The following is a 20,075-nucleotide window of genomic DNA, read 5'->3' as shown; positions in this document are numbered from 1 at the left end:
TGGCCTACTTTTTCGACAGTTTTCCACTTTTACCGACCATTACTTAAAGAGCAGTTTAGCGTTTTCCCCTTCGCTATGCATCACTTCTCGAACATCTTTTTCAATGCATCCGCCAATGCCGTGTTCACAGGCTCTTCCTCCTGCTTTTTCATATACTTTTGCACGTCGCGTTTATCCGCCTTTTTGCCGCCGGATTGAGCACGTCGTTTTTCAAAAGCAGAAAGCTTTTCACGGTGGCCGCATTTGCAGACGAAAATTCTTCCGTCCCCTTCTCCCCGCAGCTCTAGCTTTTTCTTACAGTTCGGGCATCGTGCATTCGTCAATTGGGAGATGTTGCGACGATGGCCGCATTCCCTGTCCTGACATACAAGCATCTTGCCGCGTTTGCCGTTCACTTCAAGCAACGGCTTTCCGCAATCCGGGCACATCTTACCCGTCACATTATCGTGCTTGAACTTTTTATCGACTGTTTTGATCTCTTTGACGGTTTTCTTCGAAAAGGCCACCATCTCTTTCATAAACGCATCTTTTTTCATTTTACCGTTCGCGATCTTCGTCAAGCTTTGCTCCCATTCAGCCGTCAAAGCCGGGGATTTCAAATCTTCCGGAACGAGTTCAAGTAGTTGTCTTCCTTTCGAAGTCGTGAAGATGTCATTCCCTTTCTTTTCAATGACGAATGAGCTGAACAACTTTTCGATAATATCAGCACGGGTCGCAACTGTTCCAAGGCCGCCTGTATCGCCAAGCGTCTTGATCAGATCTTTTGATTCCCCCGCCATAAACTGCGCAGGGTTTTCCATTGCTGCAAGCAATGTCCCTTCATTGAAGCGTGCAGGTGGTTTTGTCTGTCCTTCCGTCATGACGACAGCACGGACCTTCACTTCAGCACCTTTAGTGAATGCTGGCAACCGGTCAGTGTCTTCCTCTTCATCATCTGTGGAATAAACCGCCTTCCACCCTTCGTCCGTGACCGTTCTTCCTTTCGCTTTGAACATTTCTCCGCCTACTTCAAGCTCTGCAGTTACTTGATCATATCGGAACGGGCCGAAGAAGACGGCAAGGAAGCGCTTGACGATCAAATCATATAAACGCTGCTCCTTATCGGACAAGTTCTGATAGATCGGCGTCTCCTCCGTTGGGATGATCGCATGGTGATCCGATACTCGCTTATCATCAATGACGCCCTTCTGCGGCTTGATTAAATTCGAGCGCAATAATACATTGACCGACTTCCGGTACGGCCCGATGTCGACCGCTTTGATGCGCTCTTTCAAAGTACCCGCCATATCCGACGTCAAATGCTTCGAATCTGTCCGCGGGTACGTCACCGCCTTATGCCGTTCATATAAATTTTGCAGCGTAGACAACGTCTCTTTCGCTGACCAGCTCCAACGTCTATGCGCTTCCTTCTGCAGCTCTGTCAAGTCGAATAAAGGAGGAGCCGGCTGTTGCTTCGGCGTCGTTTTGACGTCTTTCACTTTTCCGGAATGAACCCCATCGAGACGCGCCAACAGTTTTTCAATTGTTTCTCTGTTGAACGACTGCGTCTGCCCAGCTTTATCGGACCATGTGAATCTCGCGGTTTCCGTCAATGCCTGCAATCCGTAATACGATTTCGGCTTGAATTCCCGAATTTGCTTTTCCCGTTCCGCAATCATAGCGAGCGTCGGCGTCTGAACACGCCCCGTCGATAATTGAGCATTGTATTTCACTGTCAAAGCACGTGTTGCGTTAATGCCGACGACCCAGTCCGCCTCCGCACGTGCAACCGCCGCTTCATATAAGTTTTCGTATTGGCGACCGTCCTTCAAATTATTGAATCCGTCCTTGATCGCTTTATCGGTGACGGATGAAATCCAAAGACGTTTTACAGGCTTGCGGTTCTTCGCCATTTCCAAGATCCATCGGGCAACAAGTTCCCCTTCCCGCCCTGCATCCGTCGCGATGATGACGTCCTTTACATCATTCCGTCGAAGCTGCGCTTTTACAGCATTGAACTGCTTCGTCGTCTGGCGGATCGGCGTCAACTTAAATGGATCCGGAATGATCGGCAAGTATTCCATCTTCCATTCCTTATATTCATTGCCGTACCCTTCCGGATCTGCGTGTGTCACAAGATGCCCGAGTGCCCATGTGACGATATATTTTTGGCCTTCCAAAAAGCCATTGCCTTTTTTATTACAGCCGAGCACCCGCGCGATATCTCTAGCAACGGATGGCTTTTCGGCCAACACTACTGATTTGGACATGAATAAATCCCCTTTCTACATACTTTTATTATAATGGAGAACGTCTTCTGTTGCATGCCCGGCGAAATTAGCGAGCTTTGAGCGCGAGACGACTCGCTTTGGACGCGCGGAGGCTCGCTTTGGACGCGCGACGACTCGCTTTGGACGCGCGGCGACTTGCTTTGGACGCGCGGCGACTTGCTTTGGACGCGCGACGACTTGCTTTGGACGCGCGGCGACTCGCTTTGGACGCGCGACGACTCGCTTTGGACGCGCGACGACTTGCTTTGGACGCGCGACGACTCGCTTTGGACGCGCGATGACTCGCTTTGGTCGCGCGATGACTTGCTTTGGACGCGCGACGACTTGCTTTGGACGTGCGACGACTCGCTTTGGACGCGCGGCGGCTCGCTTTGGTCGCGCGGCGACTCGCTTTGGTCGCGCGATGACTCGCTTTGGACGCGCGATGACTTGCTTTGGACGCGCGACGACTCGCTTTGGACGCGCGGCGGCTCTCTTTGGACGCGCGGCGACTCGCTTTGGTCGCGCGGAGGCTCGCTTTGGTCGCGCGGCGACTTGCTTTGGACGCGCGGCGACTCGCTTTGGTCGCGCGACGACTTGCTTTGGACGCGCGACGACTCGCTTTGGACGCGCGGCGACTCGCTTTGGACGCGCGGCGGCTCGCTTTGGACGCGCGGCGACTTGCTTTGGACGCGCGACGACTCGCTTTGGACGCACGGTGGCTCGCTTTGGACGCGCGACGACTTGCTTTGGACGCACGGCAGCTCTCACTAAAAAAACTGTCACAGAAAGTCGATTTCTACTTTCCGGACAGCCCTTTATCATTCATATTCAGTTCGCGTCCAATATATCCTTCGAAAGATTTTGACTCATTTCCGCATACTTTGCAAACACCCTTGCCAATTCGCGTAACCGGTTATGTACATCTTCATCGATGATACGGTTATCTTTATCGAAATGGCCAGCATGGGTATAGACAAAATTCGGTGTTACGAGAGAGCGGAAGTAATCTAAAATCGGCTTCAGCTGATTTTCAGGAACTAGATGATGCTGGTATGTACCACCGTTCGCTACGATCGAAACCGGCTTGTAGCGCATCGCATGCGGATGCAGCATGTCAAATGCATTTTTCAGCACGCCTGGAATGGAGCCTTGGAAGATCGGCGTTGCGATAATATACGCATCAGCCTTTTCGAACTTCCGGACCATTTCCTGCATGTCCTCATTATATTGTTCCGACGGACGTCCATCGACGAATTGATGATCATAATCCGCCATATTCATACGTTCAATTTGGAAATCGCCACTTATATCTCTTACATACTGTTCGACCGTATCAAGCACCGCGCCCGTTTTGCTGCCGATAATGGTCCCGTCCACAAACAAAACTTTCACTGGTCATCCTCCTAATAGCTGTTTTCACAAAGACAATCGTACCATAACGATTGGTACGATTGCCCATAAACAGACTTATGACCCGAGGCTATCACTCGGAGCTGGATGTTTTAGAGTTCCCGTTAGACTTAGGTGCCTCTCCCGGAATGTCCCGCTTGCCTAACGAGGGATCTTCGGAGAACAACTCTTCCAGTTTTTCATAGGGGATTTCCGTATCGCTATTTTCCCCTTCCAAACGTTCCTTCACCCGCTCAATCGTCTTCGCCGGAGATGTCAGTGCAACAATCGTATCCCCTGCGCTCGCCTGCAACTCGACGTTTGGCGTGAAGAATTCAATCGAGCCATCCGCCCGTAAAATATATAGCAGAATCGATTTATCATCACGTTCACGCAAATATTGCGTATAGCTATATTGCTTTGTAATAAGAGTTTTCCGGATGACGTGACCTGCATGCACCCGCTCCTCCAAGCTATAAATCGAGATTGATGGAGAAAACAGCGTCTGTCCGCCTAAAATTGTAAACGTCTCTACATCTTTTCCGACGTGGAATGCCGTTTGGAATAAATGATCACGTCCCAGATCTGGTGCAAAGTCCGCACAAACATGCGCGTTATACAAATCCATCTTCGTCATCGCCAACATATACCGATAAGGCGTCAAATCGATATGGTATTCGATCTGTTCGGACAAAATATCCCCTACATAGCTATCCAGTCCGCGCCTTCTCGCATCCGCAAGCGCCGCCCACGACTGATCGACAAGCAGCACTTCATTGCCTGTATCCTTGATTGATTGTGCCAACTCAGCCGCAAATCTCGTTCCGCCGATGATTGCGACACCCGATTCGTCTGTCGTTGTCAAATTCAGCTTTTTGGCAATGAACCCGATGGAAAATCCGTGTAGAACGACCGTCGAAAGGACGAGTGCAAAGGTCAGAGCTGTGAGCAGCTCCGCATCTTCATATCCATTTTCAAGCAATATGCCTGCAAAGTATCCCGACACGGTAAGCGCCACAATCCCCCTCGGCGCTATCCAGCCGATCAGCAGCTTCTCCCGGACATTCAAGTCCGTCCCGATCGTGGATATCCAAATCGACAGAGGCCGAACGACAAACAACATCGCAGCCACATACAACATGATTGCAGGGTTGAAAATTTCAATTAATATTTTCGGATCAAGTGACGCAGTGAGCATGACGAAAATGCCCGAGATGAGCAGCACAGAAATATTCTCCTTGAAATGACGCACATCATTCAACGTCGTCAGACGCATATTCGCCATTTTCATCCCCATTGCCGTAACGGCAAGCAAGCCTGTTTCATGCATGATTTCATCGGCAAAAACAAACGTGAACAGTACGACGACGAATAAGATCGGTGCTTTCAAAAACTCAGGGATGCTTCCCCGCTCAAAAGCGTTTCCTATAATTACCGCCGCAAACCACCCAAGAATGACAGCGAACGCAGAAGCTGCGAAGAAGAGCAAGAGCGATTTCAATGTCACTTCGGCGTTGATAAATTTAATAAATTCAAATGCAAATACAGCGAGCAATGCCCCGAATGGATCGACGACAATCCCTTCCCATTTCAAGATTGCCGCCGGACGTGGTTTCAACCTCGCTTGCCGCAATAAAGGCAATATTACTGTAGGGCCAGTCACGATGAACAGCCCACCGATGATGAAAGCGACTTCCCATGAAAGGCCCGCCAAATAATGCGCCGCCAATGAGCCCGCAATCCATGCGATGAATGCCCCAATCGTAACAATCCTTCCAACCGGCTTGCTGAATCCTTTAATTTCCCGAATATCTAGATTCAAGCTTCCTTCAAAAAGGATGATTGCGACCGCAAACGTAATGATCGGGCCAAACAGCTCCCCCATGCTTTCTTGCGGGTTGATCAGACCGAATACCGGTCCAACGAGCAATCCTGCAAGCGCCATGACGACGATTGCAGGCATGCGGTATTTCCACGCAACCCATTGGGATAACATCCCGATTAAAATGACAAGCATTAAATCGAACAATAAAGAATCGAACAACGGAAACACCCCGTTTCCTAAAGAATAAATGATAGTTTACCACATTTCCTTTTTCATTCCACGTATTTGTACATAACTCGTTTTTTCCAAACATAGGGTGAAAAGGAGAGTAGTTTATACACAGGAATAGAAAGGGTGATTCCAATAGAAAACTCAAAGAAGAAAACTGTTGCATTCTACATCGCGAGGTCGGACGGAAAAGGCTCCTACCCAGCCAGAAGAGCCGCCGTGCTCGCTCGGGACATCGCAAAAGAAGTGAACGTCCTATTCATCGTCGGTGAAAACTCCCCATCACCTCCGGACGGCTTCAAATCAATTACAATCGGCAAAAAAGCCAATCTGATACAGACATTGACGCTTATCCATCCAGACCTCCTCATCCGCGATACAGGTCCGACAGTGTCCGAAGAAGTGGAAAAGATCCGCACCGTCGTCCCTTCCCTTTTGCATTTCGATGATTTCGGTGACGGTGGAAAACAGGCGGACTTCGTCTTCCAAACCCTCATCGTGGAAGCTATCGACGAACATGCAGAGCATATTGTCGTTGATCGCCAGCTTTTCATTGCCGACCCGTCGATGAGGAATTTTGAAAAATCCGGTTTACGGAAAAGCCCTCCTGGCCCCCTCCCTCATCTCGTTATTTCATTCGGAGAAGAGGACGAGGGAAACTTGACATACCGGGCGCTTCGGCATGTGTCCCAGCTGCAGATCCCACTCAAAGTGACCGTCCTCGTCGGAGAACGTTACCCGCATGACGTTAGCACGCTCCGTATGATGGCGCTCGGAAGACGGAACACACTTGTCCAGCAGCCGCCTTACAATGTGCCCGAAATCTATGCGACAGCAGATGTCGTCTTATGCGCATCGGGCTTTATGCCTTATGAAGTCGCCGTCATGGGCATTCCGTGCGTCGTGCTATCCCAGAATGAGTTCGAACTGGGACTTGCATTTCCAAAAGAACAGCACGGCTTCGTCCATCTCGGCCTTGGAAGGAAAGTGAAGCAATCGAATTTATTGAATGCAATCATGGAGCCGTTGCTGCATGAATCGTTGAGAAAACGTTCGATTGAGCGCCAACTCGCACTCGGCCTCGGAGACGGGAAGGATAAAATTATTGAGACAATCCTATATTTATTGGAATTCCCGAAGCGCGGAGCGGGCGGAAAAGCAATGCCCGATATGGTACACTAAAGGAAAACGTTGGGGGTTTTCCTTATGAATAAACGGCAAATCGAATCGGCAATTGCAGAATTGAAAATGGATTACATTAGCTTGCAAGGCGACGTCGAGAAGTTGGAGTCGACCGGGCACGCGGATTCCGTGCATAAAGCAGAGCAGCGCCTTGCCGCGATGGAAGAAAAATTGGCTGAGCTGAACAAACAGCTAGCAGAGCTTTCGGAATAAATAAAAGCAAAGCGTTACGAGCACATCATTGCACTGCTAGCGCCCGGAGTCTAGCCGTAAAAGTAAAAAAGGCTGCCGACGAACAGTGTTCCGTTCGTGGACAGCCTTTTTAGTACGTAGTCAACTTCAATAATTCCTGAAGGCGGTAGATGCCTCGCTGGAAGAAAGTGAAGCCGTCTTGAAATTCCTCAAAATCGAGCGTATAAAGGGCGTCTTCATTATTCCAAAGCCGTTCGAAATAACTGTCAATCTCTTTAGACAGCTCGCTATCGTTCGGGGCAATGACCCTTAAATTCGCTTCGAGATTGTAATTGTTCAATGTCCGGTCGGTCAAATTCGCCGAGCCGTTCGTAATATATGTTTCCTGTTTCGTCTGCACGACGACGAGCTTCGTATGGTACTGACCGACGACGGTATTATACCACCGGACATCTAGCTTCCCGTCCGTCTCCTCCATCATTTTCTGTAGAACTGGACGATTCGGCAAGCCCGACTTTTCATTGCCGAACGAGTTCTCATTCGGGTCCAAAATCATTTTGACGTGGACCCCACGATTCGATGCGTCGACAACCGCTTGCACGATATCGGGCATTGCAATGAAAAACATGCCCATCCGAATCGTATCCCCTTCTTTGGCCGCCGCAATATCACCGAGAAGCGCATCGTGGATTTTTTTCTCCGTCAAATATTGGACCGCGTATTCTCCCCCATGGTCCTTCGTGACGTCCACACGCGGCAAGGATCCGCCATTCGTATAGCGGACGACCGCCTCTTCCGCCTCTAAAATATCATTTAAAACGCTTCCTTTCACTTTTAAGGCGACATTACCATGAAGGGCACTCGCATTATGCGGATTCCCCGACGTCACGATTGCCGACTTATCCGTCACAACCGTCTTCCGGTGATTCGCTTTTACATTTAAAAGGATCAAATACGATCTCAACGTCATTTTCGGCGCTTTGCTCGCCATCGCGTTTGCAATCCAACCGTCCTTTTCGAAATTAACCCAGCGGAAAATGGTCCGATAGAGACCTGAATAGATAGGCGTCGAATCTCGCAATTGATCGAGATCGGTATAGACGACTTCAATACCGGCATCCTCCAGCTTGCTGAACCACTTCGATTCATAGGAGCCGTATCCTGTGTTGAGAGGATCAGTAATGAAGATGATGTCCATTTCCGGATTCTCTTTTTTCTTTTGAATTAATTTCGCAGTCAATGTTTCTGCGACTTTCGGAAAATCAATGTCTTCATCTGAATAATGATCCATGAGGAAAAAATCGAGGACGATGAACTCTTCCGCCTCGTCGATCATGTTGTAGATTTCATCAAAGATGGAAAGCTCATGCACCATTCCGTCCCCTTTTTTATTTTGGGCGTACGTCAAATCGGTGAATATTTCAACGTCGTCCGTCCAATGGATATCGCCTTCATAATTGACGCCTTCCGGAAGCGGTTTATATGTATGCCAGGTAATCACCCCGACGTATAGAAATAAAAATAGCAGGATGGCCATAAGAATAATCCATTTTGGCCGTACCCATTTTCTTATTTTTTCCATTCAATCAACCCCGTATTCTCCTTGCCTCTTACAAATTCCCCTAACTCGCTCATAGCAAACTATCAATTTCACAATAATCTTCTACACCACTGCCTCAAAAACGCATAAACTTCGTCAAACGCGCATAAATCCTTCCAGAAGTCCATAAATCAATGCAGAAACGCATAAAGCCGTAAAAATGCGCATAACTGCCTATAAAAGTCCATAAACGCCTCAAAACGCGCATAAAATGAAAAAACGCCCCCTGTAAGAGGCATTTTTCATTTATCCATATTAAGCAGTGACGTATTCTCTCACTGTCGTGTCGTCCATCATTAATTCCTTCAAATACTTTTTCGCACGGAACAGACGCGATTTCACTGTACCAATCGAAACTTTCATCATTTCCGCGATTTCGATCAATGAATACTGATAGACGTAGAAGTATTCGATCGTTGTCCGGTAAATGCCGTCCAATTGGCCAATTTTCTGTTGTACCATAAGCTGGATATCATTTTGCTCGATCATTTCCACTGGAGTCGGATTGTCGCTTGGAACCAAATCGAGTATTGGAACGTCCAATGTTTCAGGTTGGTTCATAACGTGCTTGCTTCTTCTGACATCTTTCCGGTAGCGATCGCGGAATGTATTCATGCAAATCGTCGTCAACCATGCTTTCATCCGGTCGACGCTGTCCATTTTCCCGCTATAGCGGACAACCTTGACCCACACGTCTTGCATGAGGTCTTCAGCTTCCTCTTTATTGCGTGTTAGTTTTAAACATAAATGGTATATGTAACGGCCATATTCGTCATATAGCTCAGTCAAGTCGATTTTCATATGATAACTCCTCCGTTTTGTAACTGTTGTCCTCATTATCAAGGAATCTTCCATTACAAACTATCGACTTGTCTTTCACTAAACTTACAAAGTTGTAAGCAAACAAAACGGAGGGCGCTTGCTATTCTGCTCGTAACGCTGCGCTTTTACTCGCAAAAGCTGTCCATCGGTACAGCTTTAGCTGCGACAGGCATAAGGCGAAGATGCGAAGTGGCGCTTTTTGCCACACAGCGGCTTCGACTTATGACCCGAGCGGCTAGCGCCCGGAGCTGGAAGTTTCATAAAAAACACCCCGCAAATGCGGGGTGTTTGTCATTCTTGTTCAATTTCCTTATCATACCGTTTTGTAATCTTCATCTTGACGATACGGCTGCGGTCCATTTCATCTATTTCGAAGTACAGGTTTTCGTATGTAAAACGTTCCCCTTCCTCGGGTACATGACCGAGCTCTTGCATGACGAATCCGCCGATGGTTTCATGGTCTGTCGGCAATTCAACATCGAGCAGGTCGATGGCATCGACAATTTCAAGGCGTCCATGACAGATGAGCAGGTCCTCGTTCTTTTCGTAGACGAGCACTTCTTCGTCGAAGTCGGTTTCATCCTCGATATCCTGCCCGATCATTTCTTCGATGATATCCTCTTGTGTGACGATACCTAGCGTTCCACCGTATTCATCCAACACGATGGCCATATGTTTTTTATTCGCCAGCATAAGTTTGAACACTTTTTCGACGCTTGCCGTCTGGACGACGAATAAAGGCTCTTCATCCATCAATTCCGCAAGGGTCTTTTCAGGATGCATGGACCATTCTATCAACATCTTCGAATAGAAAATCCCGACGACCCGGTCTATGCTTTCCTCGTAAATTGGATACCGTGTATAGAAGTATTCCAAAATCGTATCGCGCACTTCTTCGTAAGTCGCTTCGATAGGCAACCCAATAACATCGGTACGATGCGTTTCCATTACATCGGAGACATCTTTATCAGGAAAATCGAGCACGCCTTTCAAACGGAGCGATTCTTCCTGTTCAAATGTCCCTTCAGTCGAAGCGATGTCTACCATGGAACGAAGCTCTTCCTTCGTCAATGTGGCTTCTGTCACAGCACCTTTTGAAATAATGCGTATGAAAATGTTTGTGAATAAAGCGAGGAGAGCTGTCAAAGGCGTTAGAATTTTAACGAATATTGAAATCGTCGGCGCAACGAAATAAGCAATACGATCTGCAAATGTCGCTGCAATCGTCTTCGGCAATACTTCTCCGAATACGATTAGAACGACCGTCAAAATCCCTGTCATGACCCCTACTTGCAAGCCCCTATCGATTGCAATCATCGTGACGATTGTCGGCATCATAATATTCGCTATATTGTTCCCAATGAGGATAGCCGTGATCATCCTGTCCGGCTTCGATATGAGATCTCTCAGCTTGATCGATTTCGAATCGCCTTGTTCAGCGCGAAGCTGGACTTTCATGCGGTTCACCGCGGTAAGTGCCGTTTCACTCCCCGAAAGGAAGAACGACATTAGCAAAAAGAACCCTAGTGCTATAAACAAAAGTGATTCCTCCCAGAGTTTCTGTACTTCAAATGTTCATTTAGCAAGTTTTACATATCATAACATACTCATAGCAAATCCGTCCTTTTGGATAACTTGATTTCATTCAACATGATATACTATTTTCAATCACGTCATAATTTTGAAAAGAGGGGTTTACTTTGAGTCATTACGAAAAACTTGATGCATACTTTACATCTAAACGAGAAGAACATCTAGAGCAACTGAAAGATTTCCTCCGCATCCCAAGTATCAGTGCATTGTCCGAGCATAAGCCGGACATGCAGAAAGCGGCTGAATGGCTGAAGGATTCATTCCGCCAGGCGGGACTTGAAAACTTGTCAATCGACGAGACGGAAGGACATCCTGTCGTCTATGGAGACTGGCTACACGCAGAAGGAAAACCGACGATTCTATTTTACGGCCATTACGACGTACAGCCTGTCGACCCGGTGAACCTTTGGGAAAGCGGTCCGTTTGAGCCGGAAGTGCGTGATAATAAATTGTATGCGCGCGGCGCGAGTGATGACAAAGGCCAAGTTTTCATGCATGTGAAAGCGGTCGAAGCATTGATGAATGAAAACGGCAGCTTGCCGGTGAACGTAAAATTCATCATTGAAGGTGAAGAAGAAGTCGGCAGTCCGAACCTCGAGAAATATATTGAAGAAAATAAAGAGAAATTGGCTGCTGATATTATCGTCATTTCCGATACGGGTATGTATGGGCCAGGCAAACCAGCAATCTGCTACGGATTACGAGGACTCGCTGGCGTCCAAATCGACGTCAAAGGCGCGAAAGGCGACTTGCATTCCGGTATTTACGGCGGTGGTGTACAAAATCCGATCCACGCCATTTCTGAAATCCTAGCATCTTTCCATGACAAAGAAGGGACAATTGCGGTCGATGGATTTTACGATGACGTGCGCCCGTTAGCTGACGAGGAGCGTGCTGCTTACGAAGCGCTCAACTTCGACGAGGATGCGTTAAAGCAAGAAATTGGCGTTGGCGAGTTGTTCGGCGAAAATGGCTATTCGTATTTGGAACGAACGTGGACACGCCCTACTCTTGAAGTAAACGGCGTCTTCGGAGGCTTTTCAGGCGAAGGAATTAAAACCGTGTTGCCATCGGAAGCCGGCGCTAAAATCACTTGTCGTCTCGTTCCCGACCAAGATCCTGAGGATATCGTGAAAAAATTGAAGGCCCATATCGAAGAATATAAGCCAGCAGGAGTCACAGTAACGGTTAGCGAATTCGATAAAGGAAAACCTTTCATCACACCCTTCGACCACCCAGCTATTCAAGCTGCCGGAAAATCGTATGAAAAAGTATATGATGTGCCTACCGCTTTTACTCGTATGGGCGGTTCAATTCCGATTGTCGCAGCGTTTGATGAAATTTTGGATTTACCGGTCGTCCTTATGGGATTCGGCCTCTCCAGCGAGAATTTCCATGCACCTAACGAACATTTCCATTTGGAGAACTTCGACAAAGGCTTGCGTGTGATTGGGGATTATTATAACGAGCTTGCACAGTTTTCAAAAGACGACTTGAAAAAGTAAGTTTGAGCTCGGGGGATTGCTTTGGCGCAGCCACCTTCATTACAAAAAAGAACTGTCTCGGAAAGTCATTCGTCGACTTTCCGGACAGTTCTTTTTCTTATTCCTCTTCTTGTTCGTCTTCCATGCCGTAAAACGTGACAATATCTTCAAGCGGCGTGCGCGCACGCCCTTTCGGAATGTCATCGTAATAACCGAATTGCAGCATGCTGATGATCCGCTCACCAGTCTTCACGCCGAGCTCTTCTCGGAATTTCGGGTTATCAATGAAAGGCGGTGTCTTCCAACATGTCCCGATTCCTTGGTCCCAAGCTAGCAGCATCGCGTTTTGAATCAACGCGCTTGCCGCTGCATAGTCTTCCAGCCGTTCTTTCTGACGGACATCTTCTTTAACGACGACGAACACGACAGCACCAGGTGTGCGGAATTTCTTCATTTGCTTCTCTAATTCCTCTTCGGACAGTTCTTTCCACTTTGGTACGCCATATTCTTTTAAGACGTCTTGAAATTTTACGTATTCCTTGTTTGCAGCGACGATGAAACGCCATGGATTACGTAAGCCATGAGTCGGTGCCCATCTAGCATCTTCCAAAACCGATAATATATTTTCAAGGTCAACCGGCTGCCCATTGAAGTTTTTAACCGAGCGGCGTCCGATGATCGCTTCCCTTACTGACAGTGCCTGTTCATTCATAATTATGAACTCCCCTTTGTATCGTACTGACGACCATTATACACGAAAAGCGGTCAGCTGTGGACCTCTCCATCATTTTAGCAGCCTTTCCAACTATTTCTTCCTATATGTATTTCAAGAAATTACTTTCTGTAGTATAGTAATGAAAGAAGTGAATGTTTAGAAAAGGATGACTTACAAATGACGAAAAAGCCGATAGCGTGGATAACTGACAGCACTGCCTATATTACAGACGAATTGAAAAATCACCCTGATTTCTTCTCAATCCCGTTAAATATACATTTCGGGGAAAAGCAATTTGTTGACGGTGTCGATCTGACGCCGACACAATTATATGAAAACATTAAAAATGCGACGGAGTTCCCTAAAACATCCCAACCATCAGCCGGAGAATTCGCAGAGAAATTCAAGAAAATAGCAGAAGACTATGAGCAGGCGATCGCCATCCATATATCGGGTGAGTTGAGCGGCACTCTCGCTTCTTCCATCGCTGGAGCCGAAATCTCAGGATTCCCAATCACTTTCATCGATTCTCGCTCCGTTTCCTATGGGATCACCGGGTTGATTGAAAAAGGAATGGAAATGCAAAGAGCAGGAGCATCCGTACCGGAAATCAAAGAAACGGTTGAAAAAATGGCGGGAACGTTGAAGAACTTCATTTACATCGGCCAATTGGAGCAATTGTATAAAGGCGGCCGGATGAATGGCGTTCAATTCTTCCTCGGCAGCCTATTGAAGGTGAAACCGATCATCCAAATTATGTCCGACGGAAAATTGGAAGCGATTGAAAAAGTACGTTCCGAAAAGAAAGCGCTTCAATATTTGGTCGATAAAGTAGCGGAAGGCCATCCGAAAGGAAAAGGGATAATCTATTTAATGCAAGGCAATGTTCCCGAGCAAGCCGAAGAATTAAAAACAATGATTCTTAGCCAAGTTCCAGGGCTTAACGTCGAAGTCGGCGACATCAGCTCCACCCTTGCCGTCCACGCAGGCGAAGGGACAATTGCCGTGTTATGGTATGACTGAACTAGGTTAAGAGCACGATCACGCCTTCCCGTTTCAATTTTGCTATAATGTCCACCATGTAGCTGAAATTTATACGAACAGGGAGCGGAATATGGAAAATAACGTTTTTGAACAGATGGCAAAACGGTATGACACAGAAGAAAGAATTGAATTAGCAAAAGTTATCGTTAAGGAAGTAAGACAAGAACTACAAAACAGCAAATCAAGTTCTTTACTTGATTACGGCAGTGGAACTGGTTTAGTCAGTTTGGAGTTAGCCGATGTAGTAGATTCTATTTTGCTGGTTGATTCGTCTAGACAAATGCTGGAGGTTGCGGAAGCTAAAATTTCCCGCAAAGGGATCGCCAATTCAAAAGTGCTTTATTCAGACTTCACGCAAGAAACTCCTGAAATGAAGGCAGACATCATTTTACTGTCGCTCGTCCTTCTTCATATACAAGATACTGAAAAAATACTGCGAGAACTTTACAATACTTTAAACGATGGCGGCAAGCTGATCATCATTGATTTTGACAAGAACGATAATGTAAATCACCCGAAAGTTCATAACGGCTTCTCGCATGATGAACTGAAGAAAAGATTGTCCGAAGTTGGATTTACATCAATTAAAATGAAGACATTTCATCACGGAGAACGTATTTTTGTGCGTGAAGATGCCTCGATGTTTATATCAACAAGCATAAAAAAATAAAAGACGGAACGCCTTGATGGCTCCGTCTTTTTCTGTTTCAACTGAAATGATCATTAATTTTAAAGAAAACATACTTTGCATTTTCCCGCCACGCATAAGAATCCTTATAGTCCCACGTCCTGTGGTACGCATCATACGTATGGGCGTTGACGAGCGGCGTCGCACCGTCCTTCGCCGTGACGATCGTCGTATGATCGAACCTGCCGTCCCCTTGGAAGTCGTAGCAAATGACATCACCGAGATCGAGCTCCGCTGGTGTTGCAACTTGCCTAGCAGTCAATCCCCTCTTTGAGCCTGCCAAATACCATCTCATTGAATGCGCAACCGACCAACTGAAGCTCCACGTTCCCCCTTGCAGCCACCATCCCCGTTCACGGTTCGGATATCCATACATCGGTGCCCCACCAGCTAGCAAACATTGTGAAATAAAACTCGTGCAGTCGACATCGAATGAAGGGAATGCCGGGTTCCTGCCATTCCACCATTCATCCGCATACCGCACCGCCGCTTCCCGGTTATACAATTTGCATAAACACCCCCGTATTCCAATCGTATGAAAATTGGGGAGGTGTCATGCCGAACGAGAAAGATTACTTCGTTGAGTCAATGCCTCTTAGAACCTCTATCAAGCCCTGGGAAGATGACATTATACATCGTTACATATAGTTCATCATCGAATGGCGTTCCCCCCTCACGCTTAAGTGAAGGGCAATTTTTTGGAAGCAAACAGGTTTTATTAATGAATGAATTGCGTCAATAACTTGTTAAACTTATCACGTTCTTCCCAAAAAGCACCATGGCCGCTATATTTGAAGGGGACTAGCTGCGAATTCGGGATTAATTGATTCATTTCTTTAGCTTGTGAAAATGGAATAACTTTATCATGGATACCATAAATAATTAACGTTGGGGCATCGATTTTTGGAAGGTCCTCATACAAATTCATTTCTCTTAATAAAACAATGATTGCAGCCGTCGACCATCCTGCAGCCTGCATCCCCATCTGAAAGAACCAATCCGAGAATTGACTCGTTATATATTGAAAGAAAAAGCCATCGATTACATCCTGCATCATTTTAGGGCGATCATTTAACGATTGCGCGAGATATCGATTAGCTGTTTCTTCTGAAAAGCCTATTGGTGCAGCAGCGTCAACAAGGATCAGCTTAGATACTCCGTAACCGTTATATCGAGTCATATACCGAATCGCAATAGACCCACCTGTCGAGTGACCTACAAGTGCAAAATCTTTTAATTGAAGTGTACCGACAACAACACGGATATCATCAGCCAATCTATCTAAATTGTAGCCATCGAAAGGTTTATCCGAATTTCCAAAGCCTCTCCAGTCTATGCCGATACAACGGTACCCCATTGTTGGAAGTATATTAAACTGATACTCGAACTGCTTATGGCTCAACGGCCATCCATGTATAAATACAATGGTCTTATGGCCCTTCGGATTAAGATCTTCAACATACACATTTACACCTGACTCTACAGTAACCAAATATCCGATAACGATTCCTCCGTCGTTTTATTGACTTCGCCTATAAGATATTCAACTTTGTATGTATACGTGCCCTCCCCATTAACAAAGCAATTCAAAGAAACCCCATAGAATGTAATGAGGTTTCTTTAATAACCAAAAAAGACATCCTTTTTAATACTCTTCTTCGAAATATCGTTACTTTGTAATCGAGCGGAAATGGATTCTACCATCGACTTAGGGCCTGCAATATAGTAGTTGCCATCGTTCTGATATAAGTTGGACAGCTTATTGATTTCCTGATGTAAGTTGTTCCTGTCATCGAGGTAAGTTACAGTTACCGCAGTATTATTAGCAATTCCATCGAGTTCATCTTTATATACAAATGACTTTTTGCTATCCATATAAAGTAGATGTATTTGCTTTCCGTCTACGTTCCCTTCCTCCTCAATCTGCTTTAGCATCGACCGGAATGGTGTAATTCCAATACCGCCAGCAATAAAGATTGAAGGACCGTTATCTTTTAAATAAAACGCTCCTACCGGCCCGCTCATTCTTACTTTCATGCCCTGTTTTAATTCTAACATCGCCTTTTTAAAGTAGCTTGGGTTATCACTAATTCCAAGTGTAATTTGGACAACATTCTCAGTGGGAGCAGATGACACACTAATTGGGCGTATACCATTCTTTATTTTCTTATGAGTAATCGTAAACAGCCCATGTTGTCCCGCTTTCCACGTTACATCCTTCTCTTTTTCAAATCGGAAAGTATATACATCATCTGATTCCTTGTAGCTCTCAATGAATACTAAATCCCTCTTTTTGAAGATCGCTATCGCATCTTGAAAAAAGACCATTTACATTTCTCCTACTAGTTTATTCAACTCGCCAATCATACTTGTCCATCCATATTTCGCGCCATTGAACGCAGCTCGATTTTCTTCTTCAAATCCAGTGTGAGCCAGATGTAAATGTGTTGTTTCACCTTCCTGTTTTAACGTCCATGTGACAATCGTATCAATCGGCCCACCGACCCATGTGTACGATAATTTAGTAGGCTCATCAACTACCAATACTTCACTCTCTACAACTAAACCGATTGCCTCATTCCGAAACTGACATTTGTATCCGACAATCGGTTTGAAATTATTTTCCATCACCCATTTCGCAAGAGTTTCTGAATTCGTTAAGGCGTCCCATACTTTAGTTACAGGACTTTTAAATTGAAAATCCAATGATAAATCCGCCATCATCTATTCCTCCAATAAGTTCTTTAGTTTCGCCGCACTTTCTGTCCAAAAATCCTCATAAAACGCTAACCAGTCTTTAACTTCCTGCAAGGGAGCTGCGTTTAACCGATACCTTGTTTCTCTGCCAATTTTACGGTGTTTTACTAAATCAGCTTCTTTCAGGATAGCCAAATGTTTAGAAACTGCAGTACGCCCCATCTGAAAATGAGGGGTTAATTCGTAAAGCGCCAACTCATCGGAACCTGCCAATAACCATATCAACTTTCGTCTCGTCGGATCTGCAATAGCTACAAAAACATCGCGCTCTTGGTCAGTCGTAATCAAAATCCTCTCCCCTCTCATATGAATTGGACACTTTTTGGTGTCATTATAATACGACACTAAATGGTGTCATGTCAATTATAAAAAAATGGAAAAGGTATCGTATAGTAACTGATACCATCCCCAATATTGATTTTATTATTCATGATTGTTCCACTAAAGGTCATATCCTTTTGCTATGTCAATCCATCCCCATACAGCTCTAATTGTAACTTTGTTATTTAAGAACCGAATATCTTTATACCCCAAGGATTCGGCACGTTCTGCAATATCCAAGAGGATTTGTTTCTCTCGCGAATAAACGATAGCGTGTACAGAATCAACGACAATAAGACCAAGTTTGCAGGAGCTATTCATGAAATCTGTTTCATTTTTAATAGTTTCTACGCTATCCATTGTAGGAAAAGCTTTTATGTCTACAAAAATAAGATAAGAATCTTCTTTAGAAATATGCTTCATAAATGTTTGGCCGTCCATCATATTTTCGGATTCTGAAAATAATGGTGAACGAAAATCATATAAACTAGTACCACTTGCGTAATATGACTCTTGCGGGATTATTGACCAATACCATGAAGAATCTACTATCTCCTCCAAGATTTCATACAACTGTTTGCCGTGTTCATTTCGAATTTGAAATTCTAACCCCTCCACTTTTCCATCTCCCTTTTAGTTTTGAACACACCTTGGGCACACACAAGCTACAAATAAACCAAATACTAAGACAGAATACAAAAAGAACCTTGCCAAACGTTGATTTGACAAGGTTCCCTCGAATGGAGCATACCGGGTTCGAACCGGTGACCTTCACACTGCCAGCGTGACACTCTCCCAGCTGAGCTAATGCCCCGTATATCTGATACAATATAAATTATAACATGTCACATTAAAAAGACAATAGATCGGGGGAGATCTCCTTGCAACATGCTGAAAGAGAATTGAAGGATACGGTGTTTCTGTGCGATCAGAAAGGGATGCTGAATCCCGAAGCGATCGGGTTCGCCCGCCGTCCGTTCATTATAAGCAATTTAAAAGGCCATTTCATGCGGAAAAAGAAATGGAATTATTGGTGTGTGTTCGGTGAGGATCTTCTATTTTCTGCGACGATCAGCCATTTGGATTATGCGGCTGTCTGCTTTGTCTATTTGCTCGACTATGAAACGCAGCGCTTCTATGAGAAGCAAGTCGTGCTGCCGGTCGGTCGAAAGGTGAAGATGCCGGAGGATGTTCTTGGCAGCGTGAAATTCATCAACGAGCGGATGTCCGTCCAGCTCGTACATATGCAAGGAGAAACCCATCTATCTGTGACGATACCCGATTTTGATAATGAAGTGCTTCATGCCGATCTGCACATTGCGCATCCAGACGGAGACGATTCGTTGAACGTCGTCATCCCCCGCAACCGGGATCGGTTCCAATTCACAGCGAAGCACCATACATTGCCGACAGCGGGCTTCGTGAAGATCGGGGAGAGACGGTATAATTTCAATCCCGATTATAGCTTTGCCGTGCTCGATTACGGACGCGGTGTTTGGCCGCGCGAGGCGGAGTGGAATTGGGCGATGGCTTCCCAACGTTTAGGCGGTCGTCGGATCGGGCTGAATTTCGGAGGAAAATGGACGGATGGTACGGGGATGACGGAGAATGCGGTATTCGTGGACGGCGTCATGACGAAGCTGCATGAAGATGTCATCTTCACGTATGACAAGGACAATTTCATGCATCCTTGGCATATCGGGACAAAGTTTTCCGATCAAGTCGACTTGACGTTCTCCCCTTTCTTTGAGCGGGTTGCCAAGACGAACGTGCAGCTCGTCCAAACGAACGTCAATCAGCTCGTCGGCTATTTCAACGGCCGCGTCAAGCTGAACGACGGCTCGATTTTACGAATCCGTCAAATGCTTGGCAGCGCGGAAGATCATCGTGCGAAATGGTAGGAAACAACCGGTGCAAGCGCCGGTTGTTTTTTATTTTGCCACAAATATGTTGTTATCACCGACTTAGTGGATGTTATCACCG

Annotated in this window: 21 protein-coding genes and 1 tRNA gene; 8 read left to right on the top strand and 14 right to left on the bottom strand. The window is 46.0% G+C overall.

Annotated elements, in window-relative coordinates:
• Positions 1-80: 80 nt before the first annotated feature.
• On the bottom strand, positions 81-2,249 hold the full coding sequence (locus tag AC0L13_RS01955) for a DNA topoisomerase III (RefSeq protein ID WP_473643407.1): 2,169 nt from the start codon (positions 2,247-2,249) through the stop codon (positions 81-83).
• A 119-nt stretch (positions 2,250-2,368) separates the two neighbouring features.
• Between AC0L13_RS01955 and AC0L13_RS01950 the strand changes: the two genes are divergently transcribed.
• Positions 2,369-2,551, top strand: coding sequence for a hypothetical protein (locus AC0L13_RS01950; protein ID WP_473643405.1), 183 nt, complete (start codon positions 2,369-2,371; stop codon positions 2,549-2,551).
• Positions 2,548-3,117 carry a hypothetical protein gene (locus AC0L13_RS01945; RefSeq protein WP_473643402.1) on the top strand — a complete coding sequence of 190 codons (570 nt, stop codon included), beginning with the start codon at positions 2,548-2,550 and terminating at the stop codon, positions 3,115-3,117. Before AC0L13_RS01950 ends, AC0L13_RS01945 begins: the two co-directional genes overlap by 4 nt.
• Here AC0L13_RS01945 and AC0L13_RS01940 read toward each other — a convergent pair.
• Both AC0L13_RS01940 and AC0L13_RS01935 read right to left on the bottom strand, forming a co-directional pair.
• Positions 3,081-3,644, bottom strand: coding sequence for an NADPH-dependent FMN reductase (locus tag AC0L13_RS01940; RefSeq protein ID WP_473643400.1), 564 nt, complete (start codon positions 3,642-3,644; stop codon positions 3,081-3,083). The two genes, AC0L13_RS01945 and AC0L13_RS01940, sit on opposite strands and share 37 nt — an antisense overlap.
• A gap of 91 nt (positions 3,645-3,735) precedes the next feature.
• The gene (locus AC0L13_RS01935; protein ID WP_473643398.1) at positions 3,736-5,685 is read right to left on the bottom strand and encodes a cation:proton antiporter; all 1,950 of its coding nucleotides are present in this window, start codon (positions 5,683-5,685) and stop codon (positions 3,736-3,738) included.
• A 135-nt stretch (positions 5,686-5,820) separates the two neighbouring features.
• On the opposite strand from AC0L13_RS01935, the gene AC0L13_RS01930 reads away from it, so the two are divergent.
• Both AC0L13_RS01930 and AC0L13_RS01925 read left to right on the top strand, forming a co-directional pair.
• Positions 5,821-6,876 (top strand): PseG/SpsG family protein, encoded by a 1,056-nt coding sequence (locus AC0L13_RS01930; protein ID WP_473643396.1) that lies wholly within the window; start codon positions 5,821-5,823, stop codon positions 6,874-6,876.
• Between the two features lie 24 nt (positions 6,877-6,900).
• Entirely contained in the window at positions 6,901-7,089 is a 189-nt protein-coding gene (locus tag AC0L13_RS01925) for an SE1832 family protein (RefSeq protein WP_252501856.1), read from the top strand.
• Between the two features lie 109 nt (positions 7,090-7,198).
• Here AC0L13_RS01925 and AC0L13_RS01920 read toward each other — a convergent pair whose 3' ends face one another.
• From AC0L13_RS01920 to AC0L13_RS01910, 3 genes are all read right to left on the bottom strand, one after another.
• A complete protein-coding gene (locus tag AC0L13_RS01920) occupies positions 7,199-8,650 on the bottom strand; it encodes a phospholipase D family protein (protein ID WP_473643394.1) in 1,452 nt (483 codons plus the stop codon).
• 273 nt (positions 8,651-8,923) lie between these two features.
• Positions 8,924-9,469: an RNA polymerase sigma factor gene (locus AC0L13_RS01915; RefSeq protein WP_440498315.1), complete on the bottom strand. Its 546-nt coding sequence runs from the start codon at positions 9,467-9,469 to the stop codon at positions 8,924-8,926.
• Positions 9,470-9,781: 312 nt separating this feature from the next.
• Positions 9,782-11,029, bottom strand: a complete 1,248-nt coding sequence (locus AC0L13_RS01910) for a hemolysin family protein (RefSeq protein WP_473643391.1) — start codon at positions 11,027-11,029, stop codon at positions 9,782-9,784.
• Positions 11,030-11,190: 161 nt separating this feature from the next.
• Between AC0L13_RS01910 and AC0L13_RS01905 the strand changes: the two genes are divergently transcribed.
• Positions 11,191-12,588: a dipeptidase gene (locus AC0L13_RS01905; RefSeq protein WP_473643389.1), complete on the top strand. Its 1,398-nt coding sequence runs from the start codon at positions 11,191-11,193 to the stop codon at positions 12,586-12,588.
• A 97-nt stretch (positions 12,589-12,685) separates the two neighbouring features.
• Here the strand turns inward: AC0L13_RS01905 and AC0L13_RS01900 are convergent, their stop codons facing one another.
• Complete coding sequence (locus AC0L13_RS01900; RefSeq protein WP_473643387.1) at positions 12,686-13,279, bottom strand: nitroreductase family protein; 594 nt, start codon at positions 13,277-13,279, stop codon at positions 12,686-12,688.
• Between the two features lie 180 nt (positions 13,280-13,459).
• Between AC0L13_RS01900 and AC0L13_RS01895 the strand changes: the two genes are divergently transcribed.
• Positions 13,460-14,305, top strand: a complete 846-nt coding sequence (locus AC0L13_RS01895; RefSeq protein ID WP_473643385.1) for a DegV family protein — start codon at positions 13,460-13,462, stop codon at positions 14,303-14,305.
• A 91-nt stretch (positions 14,306-14,396) separates the two neighbouring features.
• Positions 14,397-14,996 carry a class I SAM-dependent DNA methyltransferase gene (locus AC0L13_RS01890; protein ID WP_473643383.1) on the top strand — a complete coding sequence of 200 codons (600 nt, stop codon included), beginning with the start codon at positions 14,397-14,399 and terminating at the stop codon, positions 14,994-14,996.
• A gap of 37 nt (positions 14,997-15,033) precedes the next feature.
• On the opposite strand, the gene AC0L13_RS01885 is transcribed toward AC0L13_RS01890, so the two are convergent.
• The 7 genes from AC0L13_RS01885 to AC0L13_RS01855 form a co-directional block, all read right to left on the bottom strand.
• Positions 15,034-15,519 (bottom strand): amidase domain-containing protein, encoded by a 486-nt coding sequence (locus AC0L13_RS01885; protein ID WP_473643381.1) that lies wholly within the window; start codon positions 15,517-15,519, stop codon positions 15,034-15,036.
• A gap of 213 nt (positions 15,520-15,732) precedes the next feature.
• Complete coding sequence (locus AC0L13_RS01880) at positions 15,733-16,515, bottom strand: alpha/beta fold hydrolase (protein ID WP_473646814.1); 783 nt, start codon at positions 16,513-16,515, stop codon at positions 15,733-15,735.
• A 119-nt stretch (positions 16,516-16,634) separates the two neighbouring features.
• The gene (locus AC0L13_RS01875) at positions 16,635-17,342 is read right to left on the bottom strand and encodes an FAD-dependent oxidoreductase (protein ID WP_473643379.1); all 708 of its coding nucleotides are present in this window, start codon (positions 17,340-17,342) and stop codon (positions 16,635-16,637) included.
• Positions 17,343-17,735 carry an SRPBCC family protein gene (locus AC0L13_RS01870; protein WP_473643377.1) on the bottom strand — a complete coding sequence of 131 codons (393 nt, stop codon included), beginning with the start codon at positions 17,733-17,735 and terminating at the stop codon, positions 17,343-17,345.
• Positions 17,736-17,738: 3 nt separating this feature from the next.
• The gene (locus tag AC0L13_RS01865) at positions 17,739-18,077 is read right to left on the bottom strand and encodes an ArsR/SmtB family transcription factor (protein ID WP_473643375.1); all 339 of its coding nucleotides are present in this window, start codon (positions 18,075-18,077) and stop codon (positions 17,739-17,741) included.
• 135 nt (positions 18,078-18,212) lie between these two features.
• Positions 18,213-18,710 (bottom strand): DUF2691 family protein, encoded by a 498-nt coding sequence (locus AC0L13_RS01860; protein ID WP_473643374.1) that lies wholly within the window; start codon positions 18,708-18,710, stop codon positions 18,213-18,215.
• Between the two features lie 123 nt (positions 18,711-18,833).
• Positions 18,834-18,906, bottom strand: a tRNA-Ala gene (locus AC0L13_RS01855).
• A gap of 67 nt (positions 18,907-18,973) precedes the next feature.
• Between AC0L13_RS01855 and AC0L13_RS01850 the strand changes: the two genes are divergently transcribed.
• Complete coding sequence (locus AC0L13_RS01850) at positions 18,974-19,993, top strand: DUF2804 domain-containing protein (RefSeq protein ID WP_473643372.1); 1,020 nt, start codon at positions 18,974-18,976, stop codon at positions 19,991-19,993.
• Positions 19,994-20,075 lie beyond the last annotated feature (82 nt).

The sequence above is a fragment of the Sporosarcina sp. QA0331 genome (assembly GCF_055808055.1).
The sequence above is the reverse complement of the archived record's forward strand: the minus strand, read 5'-3'. Positions and strand labels throughout refer to the sequence as shown.

What these genes read in the sequence shown, in the direction of transcription:
- AC0L13_RS01955 (WP_473643407.1), bottom strand. Translation starts at nt 2,249, where the DNA reads ATGTCCAAATCAGTAGTGTTGGCCGAAAAGCCATCCGTTGCTAGAGAT.
- AC0L13_RS01945 (WP_473643402.1), top strand. Translation starts at nt 2,548, where the DNA reads ATGACTCGCTTTGGTCGCGCGATGACTTGCTTTGGACGCGCGACGACT.
- AC0L13_RS01925 (WP_252501856.1), top strand. Translation starts at nt 6,901, where the DNA reads ATGAATAAACGGCAAATCGAATCGGCAATTGCAGAATTGAAAATGGAT.
- AC0L13_RS01920 (WP_473643394.1), bottom strand. Translation starts at nt 8,650, where the DNA reads ATGGAAAAAATAAGAAAATGGGTACGGCCAAAATGGATTATTCTTATG.
- AC0L13_RS01915 (WP_440498315.1), bottom strand. Translation starts at nt 9,469, where the DNA reads ATGAAAATCGACTTGACTGAGCTATATGACGAATATGGCCGTTACATA.
- AC0L13_RS01900 (WP_473643387.1), bottom strand. Translation starts at nt 13,279, where the DNA reads ATGAATGAACAGGCACTGTCAGTAAGGGAAGCGATCATCGGACGCCGC.
- AC0L13_RS01895 (WP_473643385.1), top strand. Translation starts at nt 13,460, where the DNA reads ATGACGAAAAAGCCGATAGCGTGGATAACTGACAGCACTGCCTATATT.
- AC0L13_RS01890 (WP_473643383.1), top strand. Translation starts at nt 14,397, where the DNA reads ATGGAAAATAACGTTTTTGAACAGATGGCAAAACGGTATGACACAGAA.
- AC0L13_RS01875 (WP_473643379.1), bottom strand. Translation starts at nt 17,342, where the DNA reads ATGGTCTTTTTTCAAGATGCGATAGCGATCTTCAAAAAGAGGGATTTA.
- AC0L13_RS01870 (WP_473643377.1), bottom strand. Translation starts at nt 17,735, where the DNA reads ATGGCGGATTTATCATTGGATTTTCAATTTAAAAGTCCTGTAACTAAA.
- AC0L13_RS01865 (WP_473643375.1), bottom strand. Translation starts at nt 18,077, where the DNA reads ATGAGAGGGGAGAGGATTTTGATTACGACTGACCAAGAGCGCGATGTT.